Origin of the sequence: Wolbachia endosymbiont (group A) of Gymnosoma rotundatum (assembly GCF_947250765.1) — a bacterium.
GTDB classification, from domain to species: domain Bacteria; phylum Pseudomonadota; class Alphaproteobacteria; order Rickettsiales; family Anaplasmataceae; genus Wolbachia; species Wolbachia pipientis.
Genome location: NZ_OX366347.1, coordinates 1,242,197 through 1,264,768, shown reverse-complemented (window position 1 = coordinate 1,264,768; position 22,572 = coordinate 1,242,197). Strand labels below are relative to the sequence as shown.

Sequence of the window (22,572 nt, the reverse complement as noted above, 5' to 3'; positions counted from 1 at the left end):
ACTTGAGCGATGCAACAAAGCCCACTGGAATCCAGTTTTTCATGCAATTTCATCAAAAACGTTGTATAGTGTGCTTGTTTATAATTAAGTTCCAGTGTCTGGGCACTGGGATGACATCTTTCCCTATTAGGGTTACTTCGCATTAATGACAGGATAGGCTGGGGTTTACAAAATGAAACACAAGTCCGAGTTTTTAAATTTTATCCAAGAAAGAGGGTACCTATACCAATGTACAAATATTGAAGGGTTAGATCAGCTATTATCCGAAAATAATCATATAGTCGCATACATTGGGTTTGATTGCACAGCACCAAGTCTTCATATTGGTCATCTAATGCATATTATGATGTTCCGCCACCTGCAAAAATTTGGTTACAAGTCGATAGTTTTACTTGGAGGTGGCACAACGAAAATCGGCGACCCATCCGGTAAGGATAAAGCAAGAAGCTTCTTATCTATCAAGGATATTAGCGAAAATATATCTAGTATAAAGAAAACATTGGAGAAAATGATATCTTTCGATGATGGAAAGACTGGTGCAGTTATAGTAAATAACGCAGATTGGCTAGATAACATAAAATACATAGATTTTTTGCGTGACATAGGAGCGCATTTTTCGGTAAATCGTATGCTAAGTTTCGATAGCGTAAAGACCAGGCTAGAGAGAGAGCAAACCTTAAGCTTCTTAGAATTTAATTACATGCTATTGCAGGCTTATGATTTTGTTGAGTTGAATAAAAAGCATGGCTGTCGTCTGCAGATTGGAGGGTCAGACCAATGGGGAAATATAGTAAATGGAATTGAGCTTGGAAAAAAATTAAACTTGCCTGAGCTGTTTGGCCTTACTACGCCTCTTTTATTAAATGCACAAGGGAAAAAAATGGGCAAAACTGAAAGTGGAGCGATATGGCTCGATGGCGATATGCTAAAACCTTACGATTATTGGCAATATTTTCGCAATGTTGATGATCAAGATGTTGGACGTTTTTTAAGATTGCTCACTGATGTGCCAATTGATGAGATTAGAAAATTAGAGTCTTTAAAGGATCAAGAAATAAATGAAGCAAAAAAGGTCTTGGCAACAGAAGTGACAAAAATATGTCATGGTGACAAAGAAGCGGAACTTGCACAATTTGCTGCAATTTCTGCTTTTGAGAATGAAGATAGCTCACTACTTCCTGATTACATCATAAAAAAAGAACAAGTTGCAAGCGGCATATCCTTAGTAGACCTACTACATGACACCGGTTTTGAACCTTCAAAAGGCGCTGCAAAGCGTTTAATACAGGGCAACGGATGCAAGATTAATGATAATGTTGTAAACAATATTGATCATGTAATAAATTTCGAAAGCTTTAAAGATCAGCCATTTATAAAATTATCTGCAGGAAAGAAACGCCATATAAAAGTTGTGGTAGATTAGGTCTCGAAGTAAGAAAACAAATTTTATACAAGTGAGAAATTAGATATGGAGCAAATTTTCAAAATTCGAGAATTATGTATAAAACAACTGGAAAGATAGTAGAAAGCGAAATTCTATTATATATAGCTAAAGTGGCTTAGGTTTACCTACAATTTGAAAAACAACAAATTCGTCATTCCGCTACTCATTAGCGGAATCTATACCGCGAATGAATCCATAACTGTACGGACATTGCAATTTGGGCCTACCAGGAGGGCAATGCCTCTTATCCAAGTACCCTCTTCTTGTCATCCCAGTGCTTGACACTGGGATCCAGGAATTTTATTAAGTTGGTAAGAGGTTGTCCACAAACCAAGGAATACGTAGTATATAAAGAAAGAATATTGAGGTAAGAGATGAGGAAAAAATATCCAACAGATTTAAGTAAAAGGGAATGGGCAAGAATAGAAAAACACTTCAGAGTATCGTACAAGAAAGGAGGAAGGCCACCAAAATACAGTAAGTGTGAGATAGTAAATGCAATTCTTTATATACTGCGCACAGGATGTCAATGGCGCTATTTACCACACGATTTTCCGCCGTGGAAGGCTGTGCATGAACAGTTTAGAAGATGGAAAAAGCAGGGAATTTTTGAGAAAATGAACTATGATATCACTAAATATAGTAGGTCAAAAATGGGAAGCCGAGCGCATGCATAGTGGACAGTCAATCGGTAAAAACCACGGAAAAAGGGGGGTCAAAGGTTATGATGGTGCGAAAAAGGTAAAGGGGAGAAAAAGACATATAATCACAGATACTCAAGGATTTGTGCTTGGTTGCTATGTAGGAGCTGCAAGCGAAAATGACAGAGATGGGGTGAAGATGGCATTGGACAATATGAAGGAAAAATACAGCAATATTAAGAAAATGTGGGCTGATATGGGATACCAAGGAAAAGATTTAAAGGATTACGTAAAGAGAGAATATGGGATAGATATTGAAATTGTCAAAAGGCCTCCATGTAGGTTTTGGGTGCATAAAGATACACCACTAGAACTATTGCCACAACGGGACCTGGATTTTCAGTACAGCCGAGAAGGTGGGTGGTAGAGAGGACTTTTGCTTGGATCAATAGAAATAGAAGGCTATCAAAGGAGTACGATTTACTTACAACATCTACTGAAAGTTTCATATATCTGGCTATGAGTAAAGTTATGTTAAGTAGGGAATATGCTTGATTTACTGGTTTGTGGACAACCTCTTACATAACCATATAACATTGGGAATAGAAACAAAAAACTTGCTTGACACCCTTCGCCAGCCCCCTTATCATGATAGTGAAGCTATTGTATTTGCTTTCGCCAATCTGCAGATTAAAAGGTAAGGATTACTTAATGTATCGGCGTCTTATGTTCAATTTTTTGCAGTATATAGATACTGTATGTCTTTACAAAACTTCATCTACATCTAGATTTTTATCTAAATAAGCTGAACGCGCTTATAAAGCGTTACAAGACATCAAAAAATGCCAATACTCGACAGAGATAGTAAAAGACTAGCTAACTCGGGGATTCTTTGTCTTTTTTTCTGCTTAGTAAATTTCTTAAACATTTGCAGCGTAAGTTAGTTGCAATTAAAAGCAGCTTAATCTTGCTTGTCAAGCGTTTAAAACATAAAAAACGCCAATATTTTAAAGCGGATAATAACCCCAGGGCTTCTTTTGCCTTTTTTTTCATTTGGTAAATTTCTTAACGTTTGTAGCTAAACGACAACCGTCATCCCGCTACGTGTTAGCGGCTAAGAGATACCGCGGCGGTATGACGGTTTGCGGCGGCATGACCTCGTCATTCCCCTACGTGTTAGCGGGATCTAGAGATACCGTGACGGTATGACGGTTCGCGCGGTGGCATGACCTCGTCATCCCGCTACGTGTTAGCGGGATCTAGAGATACCGCGAATGAATCGCGGTATGACATAGGGAACCCTTTCTTGGGTTAGCTATAGATTTACTTCGCATATTCAGCTAATTTTTATTACAATTACAACAAAATAATTTTGGCTTTGATGAAAACTGTATATGTATGTCAATCCTGTGGTCACAGCACTGGTAGGTGGGTAGGGAAGTGCATCGCATGTGACAATTGGGATACAATTGTTGAGGAAATAGCAGTAAAAACGGGCAAAAGAAGTATATCTGCACCAATTTTAATAAAGACGTTATCGGGTAGCGAAATTATCACTCCAAGTCGTTTTTTAACAGGAATAGAAGAATTAGATAGAGTTTTTGGTGGGGGTATCGTTCAAGGTGCTAGCATTTTAATTGGTGGCGAACCTGGAATTGGGAAATCCACCCTTTTGCTTAGAATTGCAGCTAATGTTGTGCAACTTTCCTCTTTTGAATGTCTTTATGTATCTGGCGAGGAATCTTTAGAGCAAGTGAGTCTCAGAGCAAAGCGTCTTAAGATAAATGAACCTAAAATTAAGCTTTTATCTACAGTGTCTTTAACTGATGTAGTAGCAACAATAAAGGAAAATAAAAGTATTAAATTTTTAGTAATTGACTCTATACAAACAATGTATGATAGCAGAATTACATCAGCACCAGGAACTGTAACTCAGGTCCGCACTTGCGCACATGAATTAACCATTCTTGCGAAACAATATGGTATTTCTCTTTTAATAGTTGGTCATATAACTAAGGATGGACAAATAGCTGGACCTAAAACTTTGGAGCATATGGTGGATACGGTATTATATTTTGAAGGTGAAAATAGCAATCAATACCGCATTTTACGTACTATTAAAAATAGATTTGGCCCTGCAAATGAAATTGGTGTTTTTGAGATGTCTGAAGCAGGACTTGTGCCTGTTGATAACCCATCATCATTGTTTCTGATGGCCCATGACAGAGAAGTAGTTGGCAGCGCCGTATTTGCAGGAATTGAAGGTTCAAGACCAATTTTAATGGAAGTGCAAGCATTAATAGCAGGGACTAATATGGCAACCCCAAGAAGGGCAGTAGTTGGGTGGGATATTAATAGATTGGCTATGATCATCGCAGTGCTAAATGCTCGTTGCAAAATGTTTTTGCATGATAAAGAGGTATACCTAAACATTGCAGGGGGACTCAAAATACAGGAACCATCGGCTGATCTTGCTGTTGCTGCTTCCCTTATTTCAAGTGTAGTAAATTTACCGCTGCCAACTTCTTCAATAATCTGCGGTGAAGTTGCACTTTCAGGAGAAATTAGGAATGTCTCGCATGCTGATCTCAGACTAAAAGAAGCACAAAAGTTAGGATTCAAAAAAGCAATTATGCCTAAAAATGGTAATTACTCTTCTCACGATATTGAGATAATTAAGCTTGGTCACGTAAGGGAATTAAGAGAAATTTTTAATTACAATTAAATAACGCTTCAGCAAATTCTTTGCTAGTAAACTCCCTTAAGTCCTCTATATTTTCGCCAATTCCTATAGCATGTAACTTTATCTTATAAGCTTCTGCAAGTCCAATTACCACTCCGCCCTTAGCAGTGCCATCTAACTTTGTTACGATTAGCCCGGTAACATTAACCATTTTGCTAAATGCTTCTAATTGGCTATAAGCATTTTGGCCGGTAGTTGCATCAAGAACTAAAATAACGTCATGAGGGGCAGTGTCATCCAATTTCTTTATCGTTCTATATATTTTTGATAATTCCTCCATAAGGTTCACATTATTTTGCAGCCTTCCTGCTGTGTCAATTAGAACAACATCAACGCTATCTTTCATAGCTTGACTTACAGCTCTATATGCCACACTCGCAGAATCGCTACCGTACTCTCCAGTAACGATAGAACAACCAGAGCGTTCTGCCCAAATGTTTAATTGTTCACTAGCAGCAGCTCTAAATGTATCGCATGCAACAAGCATAACGGACTTTCCCATCTCCTTATATTTATATGCGAGCTTACCTATAGTTGTGGTTTTACCATTACCGTTTACTCCGCATACCATTATTATGTGGGGTTTTTTATCCAAAACTAACGGCTGCACGACTGGATTTAATATAGCTTCTATTTCATTCACTAATTGCTGCGTGATAATATTATACTCAACTTCCTTGTCAAACTTGATGCTTGTGAGCCTATCGATAATCAACTTAGAAGTTTTATGACCAATATCCATGCTAATTAGCAATTCTTCTAGCTCATCTAAAAGCGACTGATCTAATTTTTTTTTGCCAGAAAAAATACTTTTCACCCCGTCGCTAAAGCGAGAAGAAGTTTTCAACAAGCCTTTATAAAGGTTACTAAACAAACTCAAGGGATACTCCTTTTAAAATTCAAACTTAATTACAATATAAAGAATGACACGCACTACGTGTATTTGTAAAGTTAAATACGACGTTTTACGTGCATTCTGAAAGTAAAATTCCCGTGATACTAGTGTATTTTACTTTAGTTTTTAACTTAAATGTGTTATAATAAATGTAGTGGTTCACAGGTAGTTTTATGAGTTATAATGAGAAAATATTAGATCATTACGAAAATCCAAGGAATGTTGGCTCTCTGGATAAAAATGATCCAAATGTTGGCACTGGTCTAGTTGGTGCACCATCGTGCGGTGATGTAATGAAACTGCAGATAAAGGTCAATGACAAAGGTGTTATTGAAGATGCAAAATTTAAAACTTTTGGCTGCGGTTCTGCCATTGCTTCAAGTTCTTTGTTAACAGAGATGATAAAGGGAAGAACCATCAGTGACGTTACACAGATAAAGAATACTCAAATAGTGGAAGAGTTGTCTTTACCTCCAGTGAAGATACACTGTTCGGTACTTGCTGAAGATGCTATAAAAGCTGCTATTCATGATTATCAAAGTAAGCAAAAGAATTAAGAAGCATGAGTGAATATCAAGAAGTAGGCGGAGGTGAAACTGTAACAAAGAATAAAAAACTTATCACCATAACTGCAAATGCAGTGGAAAGGGTAAGGTATTTATTGGACAAAAAAAAGCATACTAACCTTGAAGAAGCAATAGGAATAAGAGTGCTAATTAAGCAAAAAGGATGTTCTGGTTTAAAATATGACATTGAATATGCGTATGATATTCGTCCTTTAGAGTCGATAATTGAGGAAAACTGTAGTGATGGCCAAAAAGTTAAAGTGTTGATCGATCCAAAGTCCGTCATGTTTATTCTTGGCTCTGAAATGGATTATGTAGAAGAAAAATTTTCATCGGGTTTTGTTTTCAAAAATCCTAATGAGAAAGGAAAATGTGGTTGTGGAGAGAGTTTTCATGTCTAGCAACTATTTTACATTGTTTGAAATCGAACCAGCTTTCAATATCAGTTTTGATGAGTTAGAGAAAAAATATATCGAGCTAAGCAGGACTGATATAAATGAAAGACAGTCCCAAAACATGGAAAATATTAACAGAGCTTATCAGATACTAAAGTCACCGCTAAAACGTGCTGAGCATTTGTTGAATCTTTTTGGTGTGGCAAAGGATCATCCGAATTCTGAAATATTAAATGAATCAATAGAAATAAGAGAGTACTTACTAGACTGCGACGATCTACAATTTGCAAGCAGGATGATTGATGAAAAAATAAAAGATTGCGTTAAAAACCTAATTAACACTTTTGCTGTAAAGAATTTTGATGGAGCTGCTACACAGGTCTTAAGATTGAAATATTTATATAAGTCATTTGAGGAGGTGAAAAAGAATGCAACCAATTCAAATTTCTGAACCAAATTCAAGTGAAGTAGTTTTTGGTATAGATCTTGGTACTACCAATTCTTTAATTGCCATGGTAAATAAAGCTGGCAATGTGGAGATATTTAAAGATGAACAAGGAAGAGAGCTACTGCCTTCTGCTCTTTCATATGAAAATAATACATTGAAAACTGGCTACGATGTCGGTCAAAATGCAATCTACTCAATAAAGCGTTTAATGGGTAAAAGTGTTGAAGAATTAAATAAAGAAGGCGTCAATTTTGAAATAGATCATGAAAGCGAAAAAGTTATTAGAATAAAATGCGCAGAGGAGAAGTATCTTACTCCTGTTGAGATTTCTGCTGAGATATTAAAAGCTTTATGCAAGAGGGTAGAAGAGTCTATAGAGATGAAAGTAAAAAAAGCAGTGATTACTGTGCCAGCTTACTTTGACGATTCAGCACGTAACGCAACCAAATATGCGGCAAAATTAGCTGGAATAGAAGTTCTTCGCCTCGTTAACGAGCCAACCGCTGCAGCGCTTTCTTACTCCATTGAAAAGAACAATAGCAGTGGAATATATGCAGTTTATGACCTTGGTGGCGGAACGTTCGATATTTCGATATTGAAATTGCATCAAGGAGTGTTTCAAGTTCTTGCAGTTGGTGGTGACACTAAACTCGGTGGAGATGATTGTGATCATTTGCTGAGTTCAATTGTGCTTGATAAGTATAGAGAAAAGGTAGGTTTAAACAAGGAGTCGACAACACACCTTAATGTCATTCCAACACATAACGCTGGAACCTGCAATATCCGTACCGCGAAAGAATACTTAAGTGAAAATGCATCAGGCACTTTTAAATTCAACATTAACGGCGAATTATTTGAATGCGAAATTACTAAAGAAGAATTCGAGCAGGCAATCAGTTCTTTGGTCAATAAGACTATCAATATAGTCACTCGTACTATAAGCAACATAGATCTTAAAATTGATAATATAAAAGGAGTAATTTTAGTTGGTGGTGCAACTAGAACACCATTGGTTCAAAATTCACTAGTCAAACTCTTTGGAAATAAAGTACTAAATGACGTGGATCCAGATAAAGCAGTTGCCATTGGGGCAGCTCTGCAGGCTCATGATTTAACTTCGAGCTCAAAAGATAGGAATATTCTCCTGGATGTTTTACCTCTATCACTTGGCATAGAAACTATGGGAGGCATAGTTGAAAAAATCATACCAAGAAATACGCCACTGCCAGTTTCAGAAACAAAAGAGTTTACAACTTATATTGATGGGCAAACAGCAATGAAAATTCATGTTTGTCAGGGAGAACGTGAAATGATAGAGGATAACAAATCTCTAGCGCAGTTTGAACTAAAAGGTATACCGCCACTGCCTGCAGGTTCTGCAAGAGTTGAAATAGAATTTACAGTTAACGTTGACGGAATCTTGACTGTTACTGCAAGAGAAAAAACTACTGGAATTGAGCAGACAGTTAAAGTAAATTCAAGTTTTGGCTTGAGTGAAGCTGATGTTCAAAATATGGTTAACCAGTCAATAAACAGTTTTGACGAAGATATGAAGGCTCGTTCCCTTGCAGGTGCTAAAATTAATGGAAATAAACTCATACACTTGGTTGAAAACAATAATAACCTTTCCACTGATCAAAAGTTGAAAAATCTATTACAAAATGCAAAAAACGCTTTACAAGGCAATGACTTGAATGAAATTAACAACACTATTGCCGAGTTAGAAAATTCTTCTTTAGAGTTGTGTGAATTAACAAATAGGTAGAAAAAGCTTACACAACCTTGTGCAATACCCTATTTAATCTCAAAGCAACAGGTAACCTGAAATTAAATGGTAACCAATCGACCTTTCCTAATTTAAATGATAAACCAACTATGCTTACACGCCCAATGATATTTTCCATTGGTACAAAACCAACTTCAGGAAACCTACTATCTAAAGAATTATTTCTATTGTCTCCCATAACGAAAAATTGATCGTTAGGTACATAATAAACCGGAGTGTTATATGATAGCTTATTAGAAATGTTATCTATCAAAATCTCATGTTCCTTGCCACTTAAAAGCGTTTCTATATATCTTGGTATGTTACGATTTGACTCATAATCAAAAAAACTTTCAATTTGCCTTCGCTCTACTTTCTGATCATTTAGGTATAATTCTCCCTCTATCATTTGCACTTTGTCACCTGGTGTTCCTATTACTCGCTTAACAAACCTGATGCTGTCATTTCTTGTGGGTTTGAAAACTACTATGTCGCCACGCTTTGGAGGGGTATAAAAAATCCTGCCGCTAAAAATGTTTGGAGAAAATGGAAATGAGTGTTTACTGTAACCGTATGAATATTTACTAGTAAAAATGTAATCCCCTTCAAGTAGGGTGCTTTTCATTGAACCAGAAGGTATATGAAATGGCTCGAATAAAAAACTACGTATTGATAGCGCAATTAGTAGTAAAAAAAACAATGAAGATAAAAATCTTCCCGTTCTTATCACCCAGTTTTTGCTTAGTTCTTCCAACTTTTCCAACTTTGTTTTTCTTATAAATTAAGCTTATTATAATACATAAATTAAAAAACGGTAATATGAAATTTTACTTGTGAATGTTATTCCTCTATTCAAAACAATTTTGAAAAAGTGGTTCATTTCTTTCAACGGTGTCATCCAAGTAGCGTACTGTATGAATATTGCAATTTGCAGGTGGCAGATGAAAGTAGCTGATGCACATCTGTACGAACATTTGCTTTTGTTAAGGTAATATGGTGTTATGAAAGTAGCTGACACTGGAATGGCTTTGTTGCATCGCTACTTATGAAAGGCTAACTATAGTTAGGATTATAAGCAACCTATTGAAAATCTTGTTTTTTTGCAATCAATCTGATCAAATTTAAGAATAGTAATTTGTTATTTATATTAATAAATTTAATTCTATTGAAAATAGCTAAAGCATTGAAATTCTTGAATTTTAACCGGATTGGTAAATGGTAGTGAAATTTCTTTTACTCAAATTTAGGTATTCATTGACCGTTGACTGCTAGTACAACATTGCATAATTCTATTATGGCTATTTTGATCAAAATTTGCAAGACTTTTTATGCGGAATACTATATACAAGTGATTGTGATTGATTTCAATTTGATGAATCAACATTCTAATAATATTTTGTTTAGTCTGCCAATCTACTTGATCAAGCTTTGATTCAACACTTGAGGAAAAGTTTTTCAAGCTATCTGTAACAAGGCTCAATTCTTGTTGTAGTTTTTTTTGATCAAGCGTTCTTTCTTTCTCTTCTTCAATTTCTTTCAAATGCTGTTTCATTGTTGTGATTCTTGGTTCAAATTCTTCTTGGCTTATAAACCCTTTAGCATAGCTATCAATAAATTTTTTGATACTTAATCTTAGCTTACTTTCTTGCTTTTCACGTGTTTGATTATGTAAAGGTTTTTTGTTCTCTGATAATCTACGTTGATATTCATTTGCAATTCTATCTGGCTCTTTTAATATACTCTTGATTTCTTCCCATATAACTCCATCTAATATATCAGTGCGTATTGATTTATTATCGCAGATTTTATTGCCATTGAATTTGCTAGAGTTTGTACCAGAGCAACGATAGTAATAATATGTCGACTTTTTATGAACGTGGTTTGTACCACAATAAGTATATTGACAACGTTGACATACCATTAAACCTTGCAATAAATATGTTTCTCTTCTTTGTCGTACTCTTGCTCTTTGTCTATTTTCAGCTAGTTGTGCTTGTACTGAATCAAATAAATTCTCATTGATTATTTTTGGCACTGAAATATAAGTCCAGTTTTCTTTATCACTATTAAAGCGACCACTTTTAAGTTTACCAAAAGTTCCTTTTTTTGACTTTTTTACTTGTGGTTTTGAGCATGTCCTAGTTTTACCATAAGCTGCTTGTCCTATATAAGCAGGATTTCTTAACATGTTCCAAATAGTGCTCCTTTTCCAATAGCTTTTCCCTGTTCGTGTTATTACTGGTATCTTATTCAGTTTATGTACAACTTCTCCTATACTTGCTCTTTCTTGGCCAATCCAACTAAATATTTTACGCACTATGTTTGCCTCTTCTTCATCAACCTCAAATTGAGCACTTCCTTCACCTACATGTTTTGCTATGTAGCGATAACCATAAGGTGCCCTACCCATCACACTTATACACCCAGCTTTAGCTGCATGAAGTTTTCCTCTGCGATTTCGTTCCATAATCTTTGCACGTTCATACTCTGCTATTGCTCCCTGAATCTGTAGAAATAAATGGGAATCAGGATTATCATCAAACTTATGATTCAAAAATACTATTTCAGATCCAGCCTTTTTAAACTCTTCGAGTAAGATCATTTGATATGAAAATTTACGTGATAGCCGATCAGGTGAATGAATGTATATCTTATCAATCTTACCTTCTGCTACTCTATCACGTAAACTCTCTAAGCCAGGACGTTCTAAATTTGATCCACTGTAACCATTATCGATGAACCTATGCTCATCTAACAATTCATGTCCATCACTACTAATGCGACGCTCCAATTCTACAATCTGACTCTCTATTGTATTCTCCTGTGCCTGTTGTCTTGATGAAACTCTTGCATACAAGCTTACCGTTGTCATTTTCTTCTACCTCCTTTGTTTTACATTTCAATAATTGTTCATAAGCATTTGCCAAATATGTACCCGCCAACCTGTGAGGTTCATAACGGCAATTAATAGTTAATTCCCCTTTTTGCATGTTTTTCTTCCTGTGAATTTTTTTATAGGTTAGGAGACTTCTATTAAACTAAACCAATGCACACCTTATTTAAGAAAGCTATCTAGTTCACACAAATTCTCCCTAATAAATATACAAGATTTGAAGAAATTATGTCCAAAAAATCTTTGCCTAAATCATCATATTATGTATAACATGGCTTATTTAATATGTTATGGAGATTTATCCAAGTCATAAATTCTGGGAGAGCGACTTAGAAGTTCCGGTTAACCTTTTATTAGATCGTTTTCAGGATTCTAATATACGTCAGTCTTGGTTAGATTCCCTTTCTGGTAAACAACTGAGCATTATTTTTCAGCATTGCTTTAAAAATCATTTAAATGGACAACTTTTTCAAGACGGAGATTATGATGATAGATCCACTCAGCAAAAACGTAAGATACTTACCAATTACTCTGACTCTCTTTTTAACTATTATCTCATTAGCTACTTTGATCGTACAAAACTTGAGGCTACAGTCAGTGAAGTAGCAAGATTTGCTCTGACTGAGAAGTTAATGAGATCGTATCTGATAAAAAATAATACCAAGTATGATAAAAGATCCTTGTTGTTTTTACTATTTCACATAAATTGTGAATTTCTAAAATCTGTCTATCATTTTGATAAAGTACAAAAGAAAGGTTTCATATCATTTGCTCTACAGAAATCACCAAGACAAATAAACACTTCATTTAAAGAGTTTATGTCACAAGAAGCTGTAGAGGAGATACTTAAGGATGATGATCAGTTGCAGGGTTTTTTCCATCATCAAGATCGAATATATATGTTTGTACGTCGAGGAAGTGACATGGATTTACTGCTTAATTCAAACAAAGTTGTTCATGGTCATAAACCTGAGTGGATGATTTTAGATTTTTCGCTTGATGGTACAAAGGTTAATCTCTGTGCTAAAAATACTAATAAAGCTGTGGAAATCGCAAATAGAATTGTAAGTTGCTATTTTGATTGCGAATGTACTTTTGTAAATATACAAGATAAGAACTTTCCACTACAAGTGCACAAATTTCTTCAAGCATGTATAGATGGTTCTGACTCTGACATTTGTATATTTGAGTTAAATTTTAAGTCAGATTATTTTAAAAATAGTAATACATATCTTACTTTAAGTGTAAAGCCGTATGATTCTATTGCACCAGAGTTACATATTTTAAAGCCATCTATTGGCAACATACTACAATCTATTCAATCAGCTAAAGTAATGTTCCAAAACAAAAAGGTAACATTTTCTTTCAAAATAAGTGGGGAAGTTTATTATTCAGAGCATCCACTCAATAAAAAAGAAAGAGAGGACCTGAAGAAACATATGGAACAATCTTATGGTCTTAAAATTCTTTCACGAGCAAATTGCTGATCTTTTAAGTTCAAATAGTTCTTGGGTCAATCCAAGTCAAAATCACATTAAAGCAGCAAGGTACTTATTCGACCTTGGATTGATAAAAATGCAAGAAAGGTACTATATTGTTTGTTCCCGTGAAGAAGATCATCTTGATTGGCCAAATGTAGTTGATCCAAGTTGTAGTAATGAGATTTTCATCGATCCAGACTTTGATGAAGCATGTGATGACGCTATTTGTGAAAACTGTTCTCGTCATATTTTGCCTAATACTTATCAAAAACAGAGATTTCATCTCTTATCCATATACTTAAATACAGAGAAAATCATAAACTGGTTTGAAACTAAGTTGAATGATTCAAGACTTATGTGGGAAAAAGTGGAAAAAGGAGTTTATTATATTTGTAATCAAGGTCGTATTGTAAATCTAATAATCCTTGATTTTTGTACTGATGCGATATTTTTAACTATAGATAAACTTAGAGTCCATCCGACAGTTCTCATCACTCTAAAAAAAGATATACCAAATCTATTATTGAGCCTATATGTAGTGCGAATGGCAGAACTATTTTGCCAGTATAAGACTTTAATTGAGATATTTCAAGAAGCAGCTAAAAGGGGAGTACCAGAAGTAGTAGAAAATACTTCTTTGCAAGTTTTACCAGCTTCATATATTTCGCTTAAACGTGTTGAACCAATTGTGCCAACAAAGCTTTTGGAGTTACAAGTAGTTAAAGGTATGGTATATGTTAATAGTATTGAAGTTATAAATAAAAAAGCTGCATCATGTCTTAATATTTTTCGAATATTATTTAGGCAATTTTTACATGACTGCGAGAAAGAGTTACCACCTGAAAAACATACACTTCTCAATATTAATCAGTTAGAAAAGCTCTTGGGACTTAGTTTAGAAGCAGATTTAGAACATCAAATTAGAAAACCATTAAATAAGATGCAAAAAACAATCAAAGCTACACTTGCTGAGAAATTAGGATTAAGTATTGAACGTGATGATGTAATACAAACACTTGGTTGGCAAAGATCATTACATGGTTATCGTATTAACCCTTTTACTTTGATTATAAAAAAATACTAAAAATTCTCTTACGTAGCACAATTTATACTTATAATATACTATGATATAATCATAGTATATTTATATATATAAGATAATTTGCCAATCTGCCAACTTGCTGAAACCAGCCTGAGAAGAGCGCTTTTGGCTACTCCTTCTAGTTGGCGATTTTTTGCCATCTTGCCAATCTGACGTTTGCATAAAACTATATAAGATATTGATTTTCTTATATTTTTACTAAAATTAGATTGGCAGAATGGCAGATTCTTCAGTTTGCCATTCTGCCATTCTGCCAATCTAATTTTGTAAGATCACGCATAACCCAAATATCTGGATTTTCAACAGGCAGAGTTACTCCATTATTTGACGAGAGATAATAATCTTGGTTTTACTAATCTATATTGATTTTCAGCAATCTTCAGCTCCATATCTCTTACACACAAATAACCATACTTTGACCTTGTGCTTGATTTTACAGCCTTTTTAAAGAATTTTATATAACCTATGGTTGCAAGATGGCTAATTCTTTCACGAATGCTGCGTTCACTACCAAGTCCCAACTTTCCTTCAAAGCATTTTGCAAAGCTAGCTGTAGTATACACTTCTCCTTTATATGCTTCATTGGCAATTAATTCTAAAATTATATCATGTCTTCTCAAGCGCTCTAAATCCAGTTTATTATTATAATCATCCCTTACTACCCTTTCTGAATTAAAATTTGTATCATATTGCAAAAATGATCCATTTTGCCAACAAAATGAAATCTTATTTTCTTCTGATGCAGAATAATTAGATTTCATTCGGCAAAGAACACGATCATTGCCAGTCTTTTCTGGTCTTGACAAATACCACCTAGATCGAACAGAATTATTCCATGCTGTTGAACCTCCTGTGCCAGTTTTGCGTATTATTCCAGAATCCGAAGGATGTGCACATAACAAAACAGCTCCTTTAATTATCTGCGCTATTCTGCCACAACAGTTTTGTATAAATTGTCTCACATGAGAGCGATCATTTTCATTACCCCCAAACAAATCTGCTGCTGTATCCAGAACTACAAGTTTTGGCTGAAATGATTTAATATCTTCAAATAATTCTTGAAAGTAAGTAGTTAATTGTCCTGTACTTTTACTATTGAATACCATCAGTAAATTATCTTCTCCTATACGAGATGATAAGCAAATGTTGTTAAGAAAATCAGGAGACTTCATATCAAGCTGATATAATTTATTTATTGCACATTGCCGACGCCAAAGCTCTTCTGTGTCGTCTTCACAAAACACACCATATGTCTTGATTTGTTCAATTGTTATCCCTAGCCAAGATTTACCAGTACCAGCAGCTGTCATTAATTGCTGAGCAAGAAGTGATTTTCCCACACCTCCATCACCGTAAAGAGCTGTAACACTACCAACAGGGAGCCAATCCTTTACAATCCATTCCCTTTCTGGAGCAATATTAGTCCAAACTCCAGTATCTATTCTGAGTGGCTTTCTATGATAAGGACTATTTGTGCTAAGGATAAATTCTTCAATATTTATTCCCTCTAACACACAATCAGCAGCATCCCAACTCCTTGGTTTATCCGATGGAATCTTAAGCGTAGCAAGTGATGCAACACCAAGTTCTAAAAGTCTCTTTTCAACGTTTTTGGTATATTTATTACCTGCTTCATCGTTGTCTGGCCAAATAATAATATGCTTGCCTTTAAGCGGAGTCCAATCTGTTTTATCAATAGGCGCATTTGCTCCAAACATTGCTGTTGTTGCAGTTATTCCTTTCTCTATAAGTGCTTCTGCGCATTTTTCTCCTTCAACCAGAATAACTTTATCGGACTTTAAAATACCTGGAATGTTGTAGAGTGGTCTTATCTCCGGCTCTTTGAATCTTTGTTTTTTAACATCAAATGGTTTAAACTGTTTTTTCTCTAGAGGAGGATCATAACGGTAGACTATTACGATTACTTGATTGTTCTCGTCGTAGTAGTTCCAGCTACAAGTCAGGTATTGTTCTAAATCTCTAGTATTATTTTTTTCTTTGATGCCGAGCCATTCACTTATTGAAAGCATTACTTCAGGAAATTCTGTTTTCGCATTCTTCCCGTGTACTGTTGCCCAAAGGTCAATAATGTCACCACCTTCTCCTGTTGCAAAATCTTTCCATAATCCGGCTCTTTCGCCTGTTAATTCTATTACAGTACTTTTGCCTTTGTTACCCTGTACATCACCTACATAAAACTTATCACCACGAAATGTCCCTCTTGGTAATAGATGAAAAAGACAAGATCTGATATTTTGCAAAAGCTGAGTCTTTAGCTCTACCATAGTATCCGTTTTTTGCGGACAAGTTAAGCCGTAGCTATAATTTTAGAATTCTGCCAACGCCCATTTACCCTGCTAATGAATTTTGCTGGTATTGATTTACCGCTTCTTAGTTCATATACTACTTGCAAGACATTTGCACGTTTACTTGGTTGAAACATTACAATACCAGATGTATAAAAGCTTCTTAAAGCATTAGCACCAATTAAAGCTTGAAAAGGGCTTTTTGCGAGTGTAGCTGTCGATACTTTTCTGGTGTGACGTGTAATAATGATTCCAGCCATAGGATTAATTATAGAACGTAGTTTTTCTACTCTGCTTTGCAGGCCAGAAAACATATTTTCATAGTCAAGAGAATCCAAGACGATAAGGTCTATTGTTTTAAATTTTTCTCCTATGATCTCTTTTATTCTCTCTATACCTTCATCATTTAAAGTTAATTTCATTTTTGTAGTAACAATCAAGTTTTCCTCTGCTAGATTTGGCAGTCTTTGATTAGTTATGATTTGTTGTATGCGTTCCCTGATATAATTGTACTCCATCTCATTTTGCAGATAGACTATTTTTAGTGGCCTTGCTGACTTCATCTTAAGAAACGACACTCCTGCTGCAAGATGTGCAAGCAAAGAGAGAAGAAAATAACTTTTGCCAACCTTTGGAGTACCACCAATGACTAAAAGACCACCTGGAGTGAGAATTCGTGGAGCTATTATGTCTTCTGGTATTGGTGATTGATCACTTAAGTACTGCTTTACAGAAAATATTTTTTCTTCTCTTTTTTCTCCCTTTTTTTCTCCACTCTTTGATTTTTTATTGAGCCACTTTCTAGCAGAATATATATCACCCTTAATTAAAATCCAAAGATCAATAATATCACCACCAGTTCCTTCGGTAAAATTACGCCAATCACCAGCTTCCTTACCTACTATTTTTACTGTAATTGTATTTCCATTTAAGTCTCCAATATAAGTTTTTTCTCGGTAAAACTCACCATTTGGAAGTAGGTAAGAAACACACTCCTTGATATTATCAATCAATAACATCTTTAACTCTTTTTGCTTTTTAGACATAAAATTCCCATACATATTTTTCATACGTGTAAAGTTGAGATTAGCTAGCTCACAAACAGTTTCAAAAGACTTTGAATTCAGCCAATTAATTGCTTCTTCTCTTAGCTTTGGGTTTTTTCCTACTGCGTCCTGAATACCTCTAGTAACGACAGCAGACCAAAGCTTTTCCTCGTCGTACTTCAAAATGGTACTCTGTCAATTTCATAATTTTTGCGGTATTCTACCGAAGCAATTTTGTTTTTCTCTCCATATTCATCAGTTATAACACCTACCTTTACTGTAAACTCCAACCCATTTAATTCTGCAATTGAATTTAGCTTACGAGCAAGGATTGCATTTTCTGAGTTATCATGTGGATGAATGTCACGTGCCGATTCCAAGATACTGCGAAGCATAGAGCGACCCATTTCTCCCCAAGTATCTTCTGCTTTATTACTTTTAATACCAATTATTTGGTAAATCTTGTGCTTTTCATATAGACCTTCAATAACGGTAAATTCTGTATTTAAATAAATGCTACCGGTAGTGGGGCTTTTAGTAAACCAATGCTCATAACCTCCAGGCTTGATTGTCATTTTTACCTTTACTATTGTACCTTTTGGTATCAATCTACTTTGCGGTTTTACAGTGTTAAAATCAGTTAATAGGTTTTGTAACATATATCACTCTCCATGTTTAAATTTTAAAACTTGCTTTTAATCTTTGTAAGCAGCTTGCCTAAATGCGGTTCTTCAACCATACTCAGGCGTCCACTGCGGTCTTTAGCTGGGTATCCCCAAGGGTTTAAAGTGTGGCAAACAAAAGAGCGTTTCTCCGTTCCATCATCTTTCTTGATTCCAACCATACTGATTACTTCGTCAACTATCCCAGGAATTTCACTGGCAGTTTTAGTTCCTTCACATTGAGGTAGCCAGTTTGGACGATTAAAATCGTCTAAATACTGACCTAAAGTACCAACTATGATGATGTCTTTGTCTCTGATATGTTGAAATTGATTGAGCCAAGCCATCATTTCTTGAGCAAGTAATCCATAGGCAGCTCTCATATCCTGTTTTCCCGATCTCTCAGAAAAAGCTTCAGGTTGCATTTTTGCCCATAAAAGACATAAACGTGAAGCAACGGTTATACTATCTACAAAGATGCATCGGTATTTAGAAAACTCAGAGAAAAGATCTTTGTACTTACCAGATACATGTTCATGGTGTCTTTGGCTATATGCTTGATCAGACTTCAGCGCAGCCCCTATAAGACAAGCAATATCTCTAGCTTCATTCCAAGTGCGAAGACTAATTGAATCTCCTTGCCAATCTTGAACAGCAAGAAGCCCTGCTTCAAAATCAAGGCAAAGTGTTGGTTCATCTACGGTCTTTAGGAGACTTGTTTTACCAATACCATAAGGACCAAAGATGACCATTTTTACAGTTGATATTGTTTGCAATCTTTCATTATTATTCAAAATTTTAAGAACCATTATTTATCCATGCTGCAATGTATATATACAAGAAAGGCAAAAATTTTGTTCAATTTTTCTTTTTGCCTTCGTAGTAAATAGGAGAAAGTTTGGCACGTATCTTCTTGATAATATTGTTTAAAGTGGTTCTTGAAACGTTGTTCATTTTGGCAACTTCATGTAAGTTGAAAAACTTAAGTTGCTCACATATATTTTGCCATTCCTTTGGTAAAACCGAGATCATATAGTCTACATCAATGCGTTTTGTTATTTCACCCTCAAATAGCTCTGTTACATCAATACTAATGTAATTGTTGATATCACGTTTTGCACATCGCTGTTTCTTTAGCAAGTTAATAGCTTTATTTTCAGTTAATCTTGCTACAAAGGTATTAAAGCTACTTTTGTCTTCATCATACTGATCAAGATATGGCCAAATTTCACAGAAGAGTTCTTGCTCAAGATCTTCGTGAGCTTCATTAATAAAGCACTTAGCAAGTTTCAGTCTATAAGCTTGATATTTTACATTTTTAATAACTATATGGTAGTTTTGTAATTTCATAACTTTCCTTAAAAACAAATTGATGCTTTTAAGGATGAGAGTTATTAATGCTGTTATGTAGGACAGGAGCAAAAATAAATAATACTGATGCGATTTTTAATCTATTGATATTCTGTTATTTTTTTTTGAGAATAATACTGATGCAATTTAAAATAATACAATTCAAGGTTTTAAGTTCCAAAGTGTAGTAGAGTGGGTTTAACCCAAAAGTATTAGTTACATATGAATTTCATAAAGAGTTGAATTGCTGAGAGTTTTTAAATGTTTTGCATGAAGCTGTAAAGAGATTAGACCTGCTGCAAAACAAAAATGGAGCATTTTTCAAGGGTTAAAAAATGACCAGGTTTCGCTCCTGTAATATACTTTAAAATCAGATTTTTTTGAAAATAGACTACCGTAGAAACAGCAACTTTCCTTTTGCAGCAGGTCTATTCTTTAAACTGCTGATATAGTTCCACCATAGCATCTTTAATAAATGGAAGTTTTCTCGATTTTACAACAGTTTTTGGGTTAGTATATTGCTTCTATTGTTTTAACATATCTATGTAACTATAAGCCTCCTTCGTTAGTGATATCTAAGTAGTGAAACTTTCTGTCTATTCTCTTAATTATAACTACATCTTTTTCTGCATTATATTAGATATAGGTAGAGCAGAACTAATATCGCTGCTTGGCTCTCTGAAGAGTATTTTATAGTTCTCTGGAAACTCTTGCGAAAGATCTGGATATAGATTATCTAAAGGTGTAAATTGTTTCTCTTTTTCAGAAAGGTCCTCCTCTTTTTGTTCTAGTTTCTTTTTATCTTCAGTATTACTTAACTTATCTACATGTTGTATTTCTCCTACGAAATTTTCCATCTCCTTCACAAAACTTTGTTCATAATGCCTATTTGCTAAGTGAACCACACCTGCTATTGTAAGTGATACTGAGAACATAATCGCTATTGTATATAAGTAGTATGTCACAGCCAAATATTTTTTATCATACCAACCACCTGCAATTGTACCAATCAAAAATCCGACAAAAAGAGCAGACGTAAAAAACGCCATAGAAGCTCCTGCTGCTAATAGTTTTGCACCTCTTAACATCTTGATCTTTTCTGCTTTATTATTAAGGCTTTGATATATTTTTTTAACATCAGCTTCATCATCCTTTACATAAGCTTTGAGTTTTTCCTCTATCACTTTTGTAAGTTCACCATTTAATATGGAATAATATTTCTGTGGATAAGTTCTGGGTGTCGCTTTTTTACCACTAAGAAGATTTTTTATATCCTCTTTACATAACTCAATTTTCTCAATTCTAGATGCAGTTTCGGTAATTTTTGTACTCTTTTTAGCAAGCTCTTCACTCTGTTTTACATTCACTTCTTTACCAGATAACTCAGCTATCTCTTTGCACGCCATCTTCTGCTCTTCCTGCAGCTTTTTTATCTCCTCATTCATTGAATCTTGCAATTTTTGATTTATCTTATTCAAATCCTTTTTTGCTTCTTTTAGTAAATTTTTATGAGTAAAGTACTTTAATAAAATTGGTGAAATTGAAGGGTCTTTCCTATGAGCAACAGCGAAGGCTTCCAAGGTAATCAAATTAGGTATTATTTCTTTTGGCAAAATTACTTCTTTGATGGGATAACCATAATTCTCTGAAACTATATCTGCTAGGTAAGCTTTATAATTTTTTTTGCTACCATCAACTGATCTATAAATTTTTTTTCTACTAAATATCTCAGATAATGCTTTCACATCTGAGTCTCTAACTTGTTTTATAATATCACCTAACATATAAACCCCCTAATCGCTTAATATATACAGTTTAGCACTATTCCAAGTGATATGTCAAATTAGTATTATTGTTAACTATAATATTTAATTAATAAATTTTCATTTTTAAGTAGCTTTAGAATCTGTTCACAATCTTCTGAGAGCCTGTACATGATCTCAAAAAAGGAATAGACTAAGAGGATAAGGTATATAAAGTAGAATATGAGAACCAAGCAGCATAAGTCGAGAAAAGTTTGCGGTAATTTTATCAAACCTAGAGTCTTGCAGAAAGAAGACAAAACCAAGAAAACTTATGATGTATTTTGTGGAGTGTCTAAAAAGCTGTTGCCAGTGGAGCACAAGAGTTTCCAAAATGGAGAAGTTGTTACGACTACTTTAAAAAATGAAGCGAAAAACCAAGCGAAGATAAAGAAAGTATTTTGGAGAGTATTTTAAAAAAAATTAGTTAGAAAGGTCCGTATCAACAATGGTAGGAAAGAGAAAACCAGTTTCTGTATAATTGATGCTCAAAGTGTTAAAAACGCAGATACTGCTGAAAGAAAGGGCTATGATGCAGGTAAAAAAATTTCAGGTATAAAGTCATATTGCAGTTGATACACAAGGTCTTCCACACGCAATTCATATAACAACGGCAGAAGCAGCTAGTGCTGTAAAAATGGTTAAAAATGCTAAAGCAAAACTCTCTGAAGTCAAAAATATACTCGCTGATGCTCGCTATACAGGAGAAAATTTTGCAACACAAATAAAAACAACTATTGGTGCAACTGTTTAGGTAATAAAACGGAGCGAATTACATACCTTTGCTATATTGCCAAAAAGATGGGTTGTTTTTGCTTGGTTGGAAAAAAATGCAGACGGTTGTGGGAAAATTGCGAGCGTAAACTCAACACTAGCTTACAATCAACTATGTTTTTTAAAATTTTTTGAATTTAGTTTCATTACAACTTTTGTTTGTAATTTTGTTTTTTATTCGAGTAAAAAGTGCATTTTTGACAATAAAAACCCTAACTTAATCATAGAAAAATTTTGTATCAAACAACAGTTACTGCTT

The 22,572-nt window shown here is 34.7% G+C and carries 17 protein-coding genes and 2 pseudogenes; 10 read left to right on the top strand and 9 right to left on the bottom strand.

What is annotated here, in order from left to right:
* Positions 1 to 172 precede the first annotated feature (172 nt).
* The 3 genes and pseudogenes from tyrS (at position 173) to radA (ending at position 4,810) form a co-directional block, all read left to right on the top strand.
* Positions 173 to 1,423, top strand: coding sequence for a tyrosine--tRNA ligase (gene tyrS / locus OOK97_RS06310; protein WP_264705223.1), 1,251 nt, complete (start codon positions 173 to 175; stop codon positions 1,421 to 1,423).
* Positions 1,424 to 1,818: 395 nt separating this feature from the next.
* Positions 1,819 to 2,640: pseudogene (locus OOK97_RS06305) on the top strand (IS5 family transposase).
* A gap of 826 nt (positions 2,641 to 3,466) precedes the next feature.
* Entirely contained in the window at positions 3,467 to 4,810 is a 1,344-nt protein-coding gene (gene radA, locus OOK97_RS06300; RefSeq protein ID WP_151808023.1) for a DNA repair protein RadA, read from the top strand.
* Here radA and ftsY read toward each other — a convergent pair.
* Positions 4,797 to 5,708 (bottom strand): signal recognition particle-docking protein FtsY, encoded by a 912-nt coding sequence (ftsY, locus tag OOK97_RS06295; RefSeq protein WP_264705222.1) that lies wholly within the window; start codon positions 5,706 to 5,708, stop codon positions 4,797 to 4,799. The two genes, radA and ftsY, sit on opposite strands and share 14 nt — an antisense overlap.
* A gap of 188 nt (positions 5,709 to 5,896) precedes the next feature.
* On the opposite strand from ftsY, the gene iscU reads away from it, so the two are divergent.
* From iscU to hscA, 4 genes are read left to right on the top strand one after another with little or no spacing between them, the layout of a single operon-like run.
* The gene (gene iscU / locus OOK97_RS06290; protein ID WP_007548853.1) at positions 5,897 to 6,280 is read left to right on the top strand and encodes a Fe-S cluster assembly scaffold IscU; all 384 of its coding nucleotides are present in this window, start codon (positions 5,897 to 5,899) and stop codon (positions 6,278 to 6,280) included.
* A 5-nt stretch (positions 6,281 to 6,285) separates the two neighbouring features.
* A complete protein-coding gene (locus tag OOK97_RS06285; RefSeq protein ID WP_264705221.1) occupies positions 6,286 to 6,690 on the top strand; it encodes a HesB/IscA family protein in 405 nt (134 codons plus the stop codon).
* Positions 6,683 to 7,135: an iron-sulfur cluster co-chaperone HscB C-terminal domain-containing protein gene (locus tag OOK97_RS06280; protein ID WP_264705220.1), complete on the top strand. Its 453-nt coding sequence runs from the start codon at positions 6,683 to 6,685 to the stop codon at positions 7,133 to 7,135. The genes OOK97_RS06285 and OOK97_RS06280 overlap by 8 nt, the downstream gene beginning before the upstream one ends.
* Positions 7,113 to 8,897, top strand: a complete 1,785-nt coding sequence (hscA, locus tag OOK97_RS06275; protein ID WP_264705219.1) for a Fe-S protein assembly chaperone HscA — start codon at positions 7,113 to 7,115, stop codon at positions 8,895 to 8,897. Before OOK97_RS06280 ends, hscA begins: the two co-directional genes overlap by 23 nt.
* 7 nt (positions 8,898 to 8,904) lie before the next feature.
* Here hscA and lepB read toward each other — a convergent pair whose 3' ends face one another.
* Both lepB and OOK97_RS06265 read right to left on the bottom strand, forming a co-directional pair.
* A complete protein-coding gene (gene lepB, locus OOK97_RS06270) occupies positions 8,905 to 9,651 on the bottom strand; it encodes a signal peptidase I (protein ID WP_319803577.1) in 747 nt (248 codons plus the stop codon).
* Between the two features lie 489 nt (positions 9,652 to 10,140).
* Positions 10,141 to 11,769 carry a recombinase family protein gene (locus OOK97_RS06265; protein WP_264705218.1) on the bottom strand — a complete coding sequence of 543 codons (1,629 nt, stop codon included), beginning with the start codon at positions 11,767 to 11,769 and terminating at the stop codon, positions 10,141 to 10,143.
* A gap of 311 nt (positions 11,770 to 12,080) precedes the next feature.
* Here OOK97_RS06265 and OOK97_RS06260 point away from each other — a divergent pair, with 311 nt between their 5' ends.
* Both OOK97_RS06260 and OOK97_RS06255 read left to right on the top strand, forming a co-directional pair.
* On the top strand, positions 12,081 to 13,277 hold the full coding sequence (locus tag OOK97_RS06260) for a hypothetical protein (RefSeq protein WP_264705217.1): 1,197 nt from the start codon (positions 12,081 to 12,083) through the stop codon (positions 13,275 to 13,277).
* On the top strand, positions 13,243 to 14,355 hold the full coding sequence (locus OOK97_RS06255; protein ID WP_264705216.1) for a hypothetical protein: 1,113 nt from the start codon (positions 13,243 to 13,245) through the stop codon (positions 14,353 to 14,355). The genes OOK97_RS06260 and OOK97_RS06255 overlap by 35 nt, the downstream gene beginning before the upstream one ends.
* 338 nt (positions 14,356 to 14,693) lie before the next feature.
* Here the strand turns inward: OOK97_RS06255 and OOK97_RS06250 are convergent, their stop codons facing one another.
* The 6 genes from OOK97_RS06250 to OOK97_RS06225 form a co-directional block, all read right to left on the bottom strand.
* The gene (locus OOK97_RS06250; protein WP_406719906.1) at positions 14,694 to 16,658 is read right to left on the bottom strand and encodes an AAA family ATPase; all 1,965 of its coding nucleotides are present in this window, start codon (positions 16,656 to 16,658) and stop codon (positions 14,694 to 14,696) included.
* Positions 16,659 to 16,681: 23 nt separating this feature from the next.
* Positions 16,682 to 17,908, bottom strand: coding sequence for an AAA family ATPase (locus OOK97_RS06245; RefSeq protein WP_264705214.1), 1,227 nt, complete (start codon positions 17,906 to 17,908; stop codon positions 16,682 to 16,684).
* The gene (locus OOK97_RS06240) at positions 17,905 to 18,384 is read right to left on the bottom strand and encodes a hypothetical protein (RefSeq protein WP_264705213.1); all 480 of its coding nucleotides are present in this window, start codon (positions 18,382 to 18,384) and stop codon (positions 17,905 to 17,907) included. The genes OOK97_RS06245 and OOK97_RS06240 overlap by 4 nt, the downstream gene beginning before the upstream one ends.
* A gap of 23 nt (positions 18,385 to 18,407) precedes the next feature.
* Positions 18,408 to 19,196, bottom strand: a complete 789-nt coding sequence (locus OOK97_RS06235) for an ATP-binding protein (protein WP_264705212.1) — start codon at positions 19,194 to 19,196, stop codon at positions 18,408 to 18,410.
* A 49-nt stretch (positions 19,197 to 19,245) separates the two neighbouring features.
* On the bottom strand, positions 19,246 to 19,737 hold the full coding sequence (locus OOK97_RS06230) for an RNA polymerase sigma factor (protein ID WP_236514589.1): 492 nt from the start codon (positions 19,735 to 19,737) through the stop codon (positions 19,246 to 19,248).
* A 614-nt stretch (positions 19,738 to 20,351) separates the two neighbouring features.
* Positions 20,352 to 21,521, bottom strand: a complete 1,170-nt coding sequence (locus OOK97_RS06225) for a hypothetical protein (RefSeq protein ID WP_264705211.1) — start codon at positions 21,519 to 21,521, stop codon at positions 20,352 to 20,354.
* 217 nt (positions 21,522 to 21,738) lie between these two features.
* On the opposite strand from OOK97_RS06225, the pseudogene OOK97_RS06220 reads away from it, so the two are divergent.
* Positions 21,739 to 22,448: pseudogene (locus OOK97_RS06220) on the top strand (IS5 family transposase).
* Positions 22,449 to 22,572: the final 124 nt, after the last annotated feature.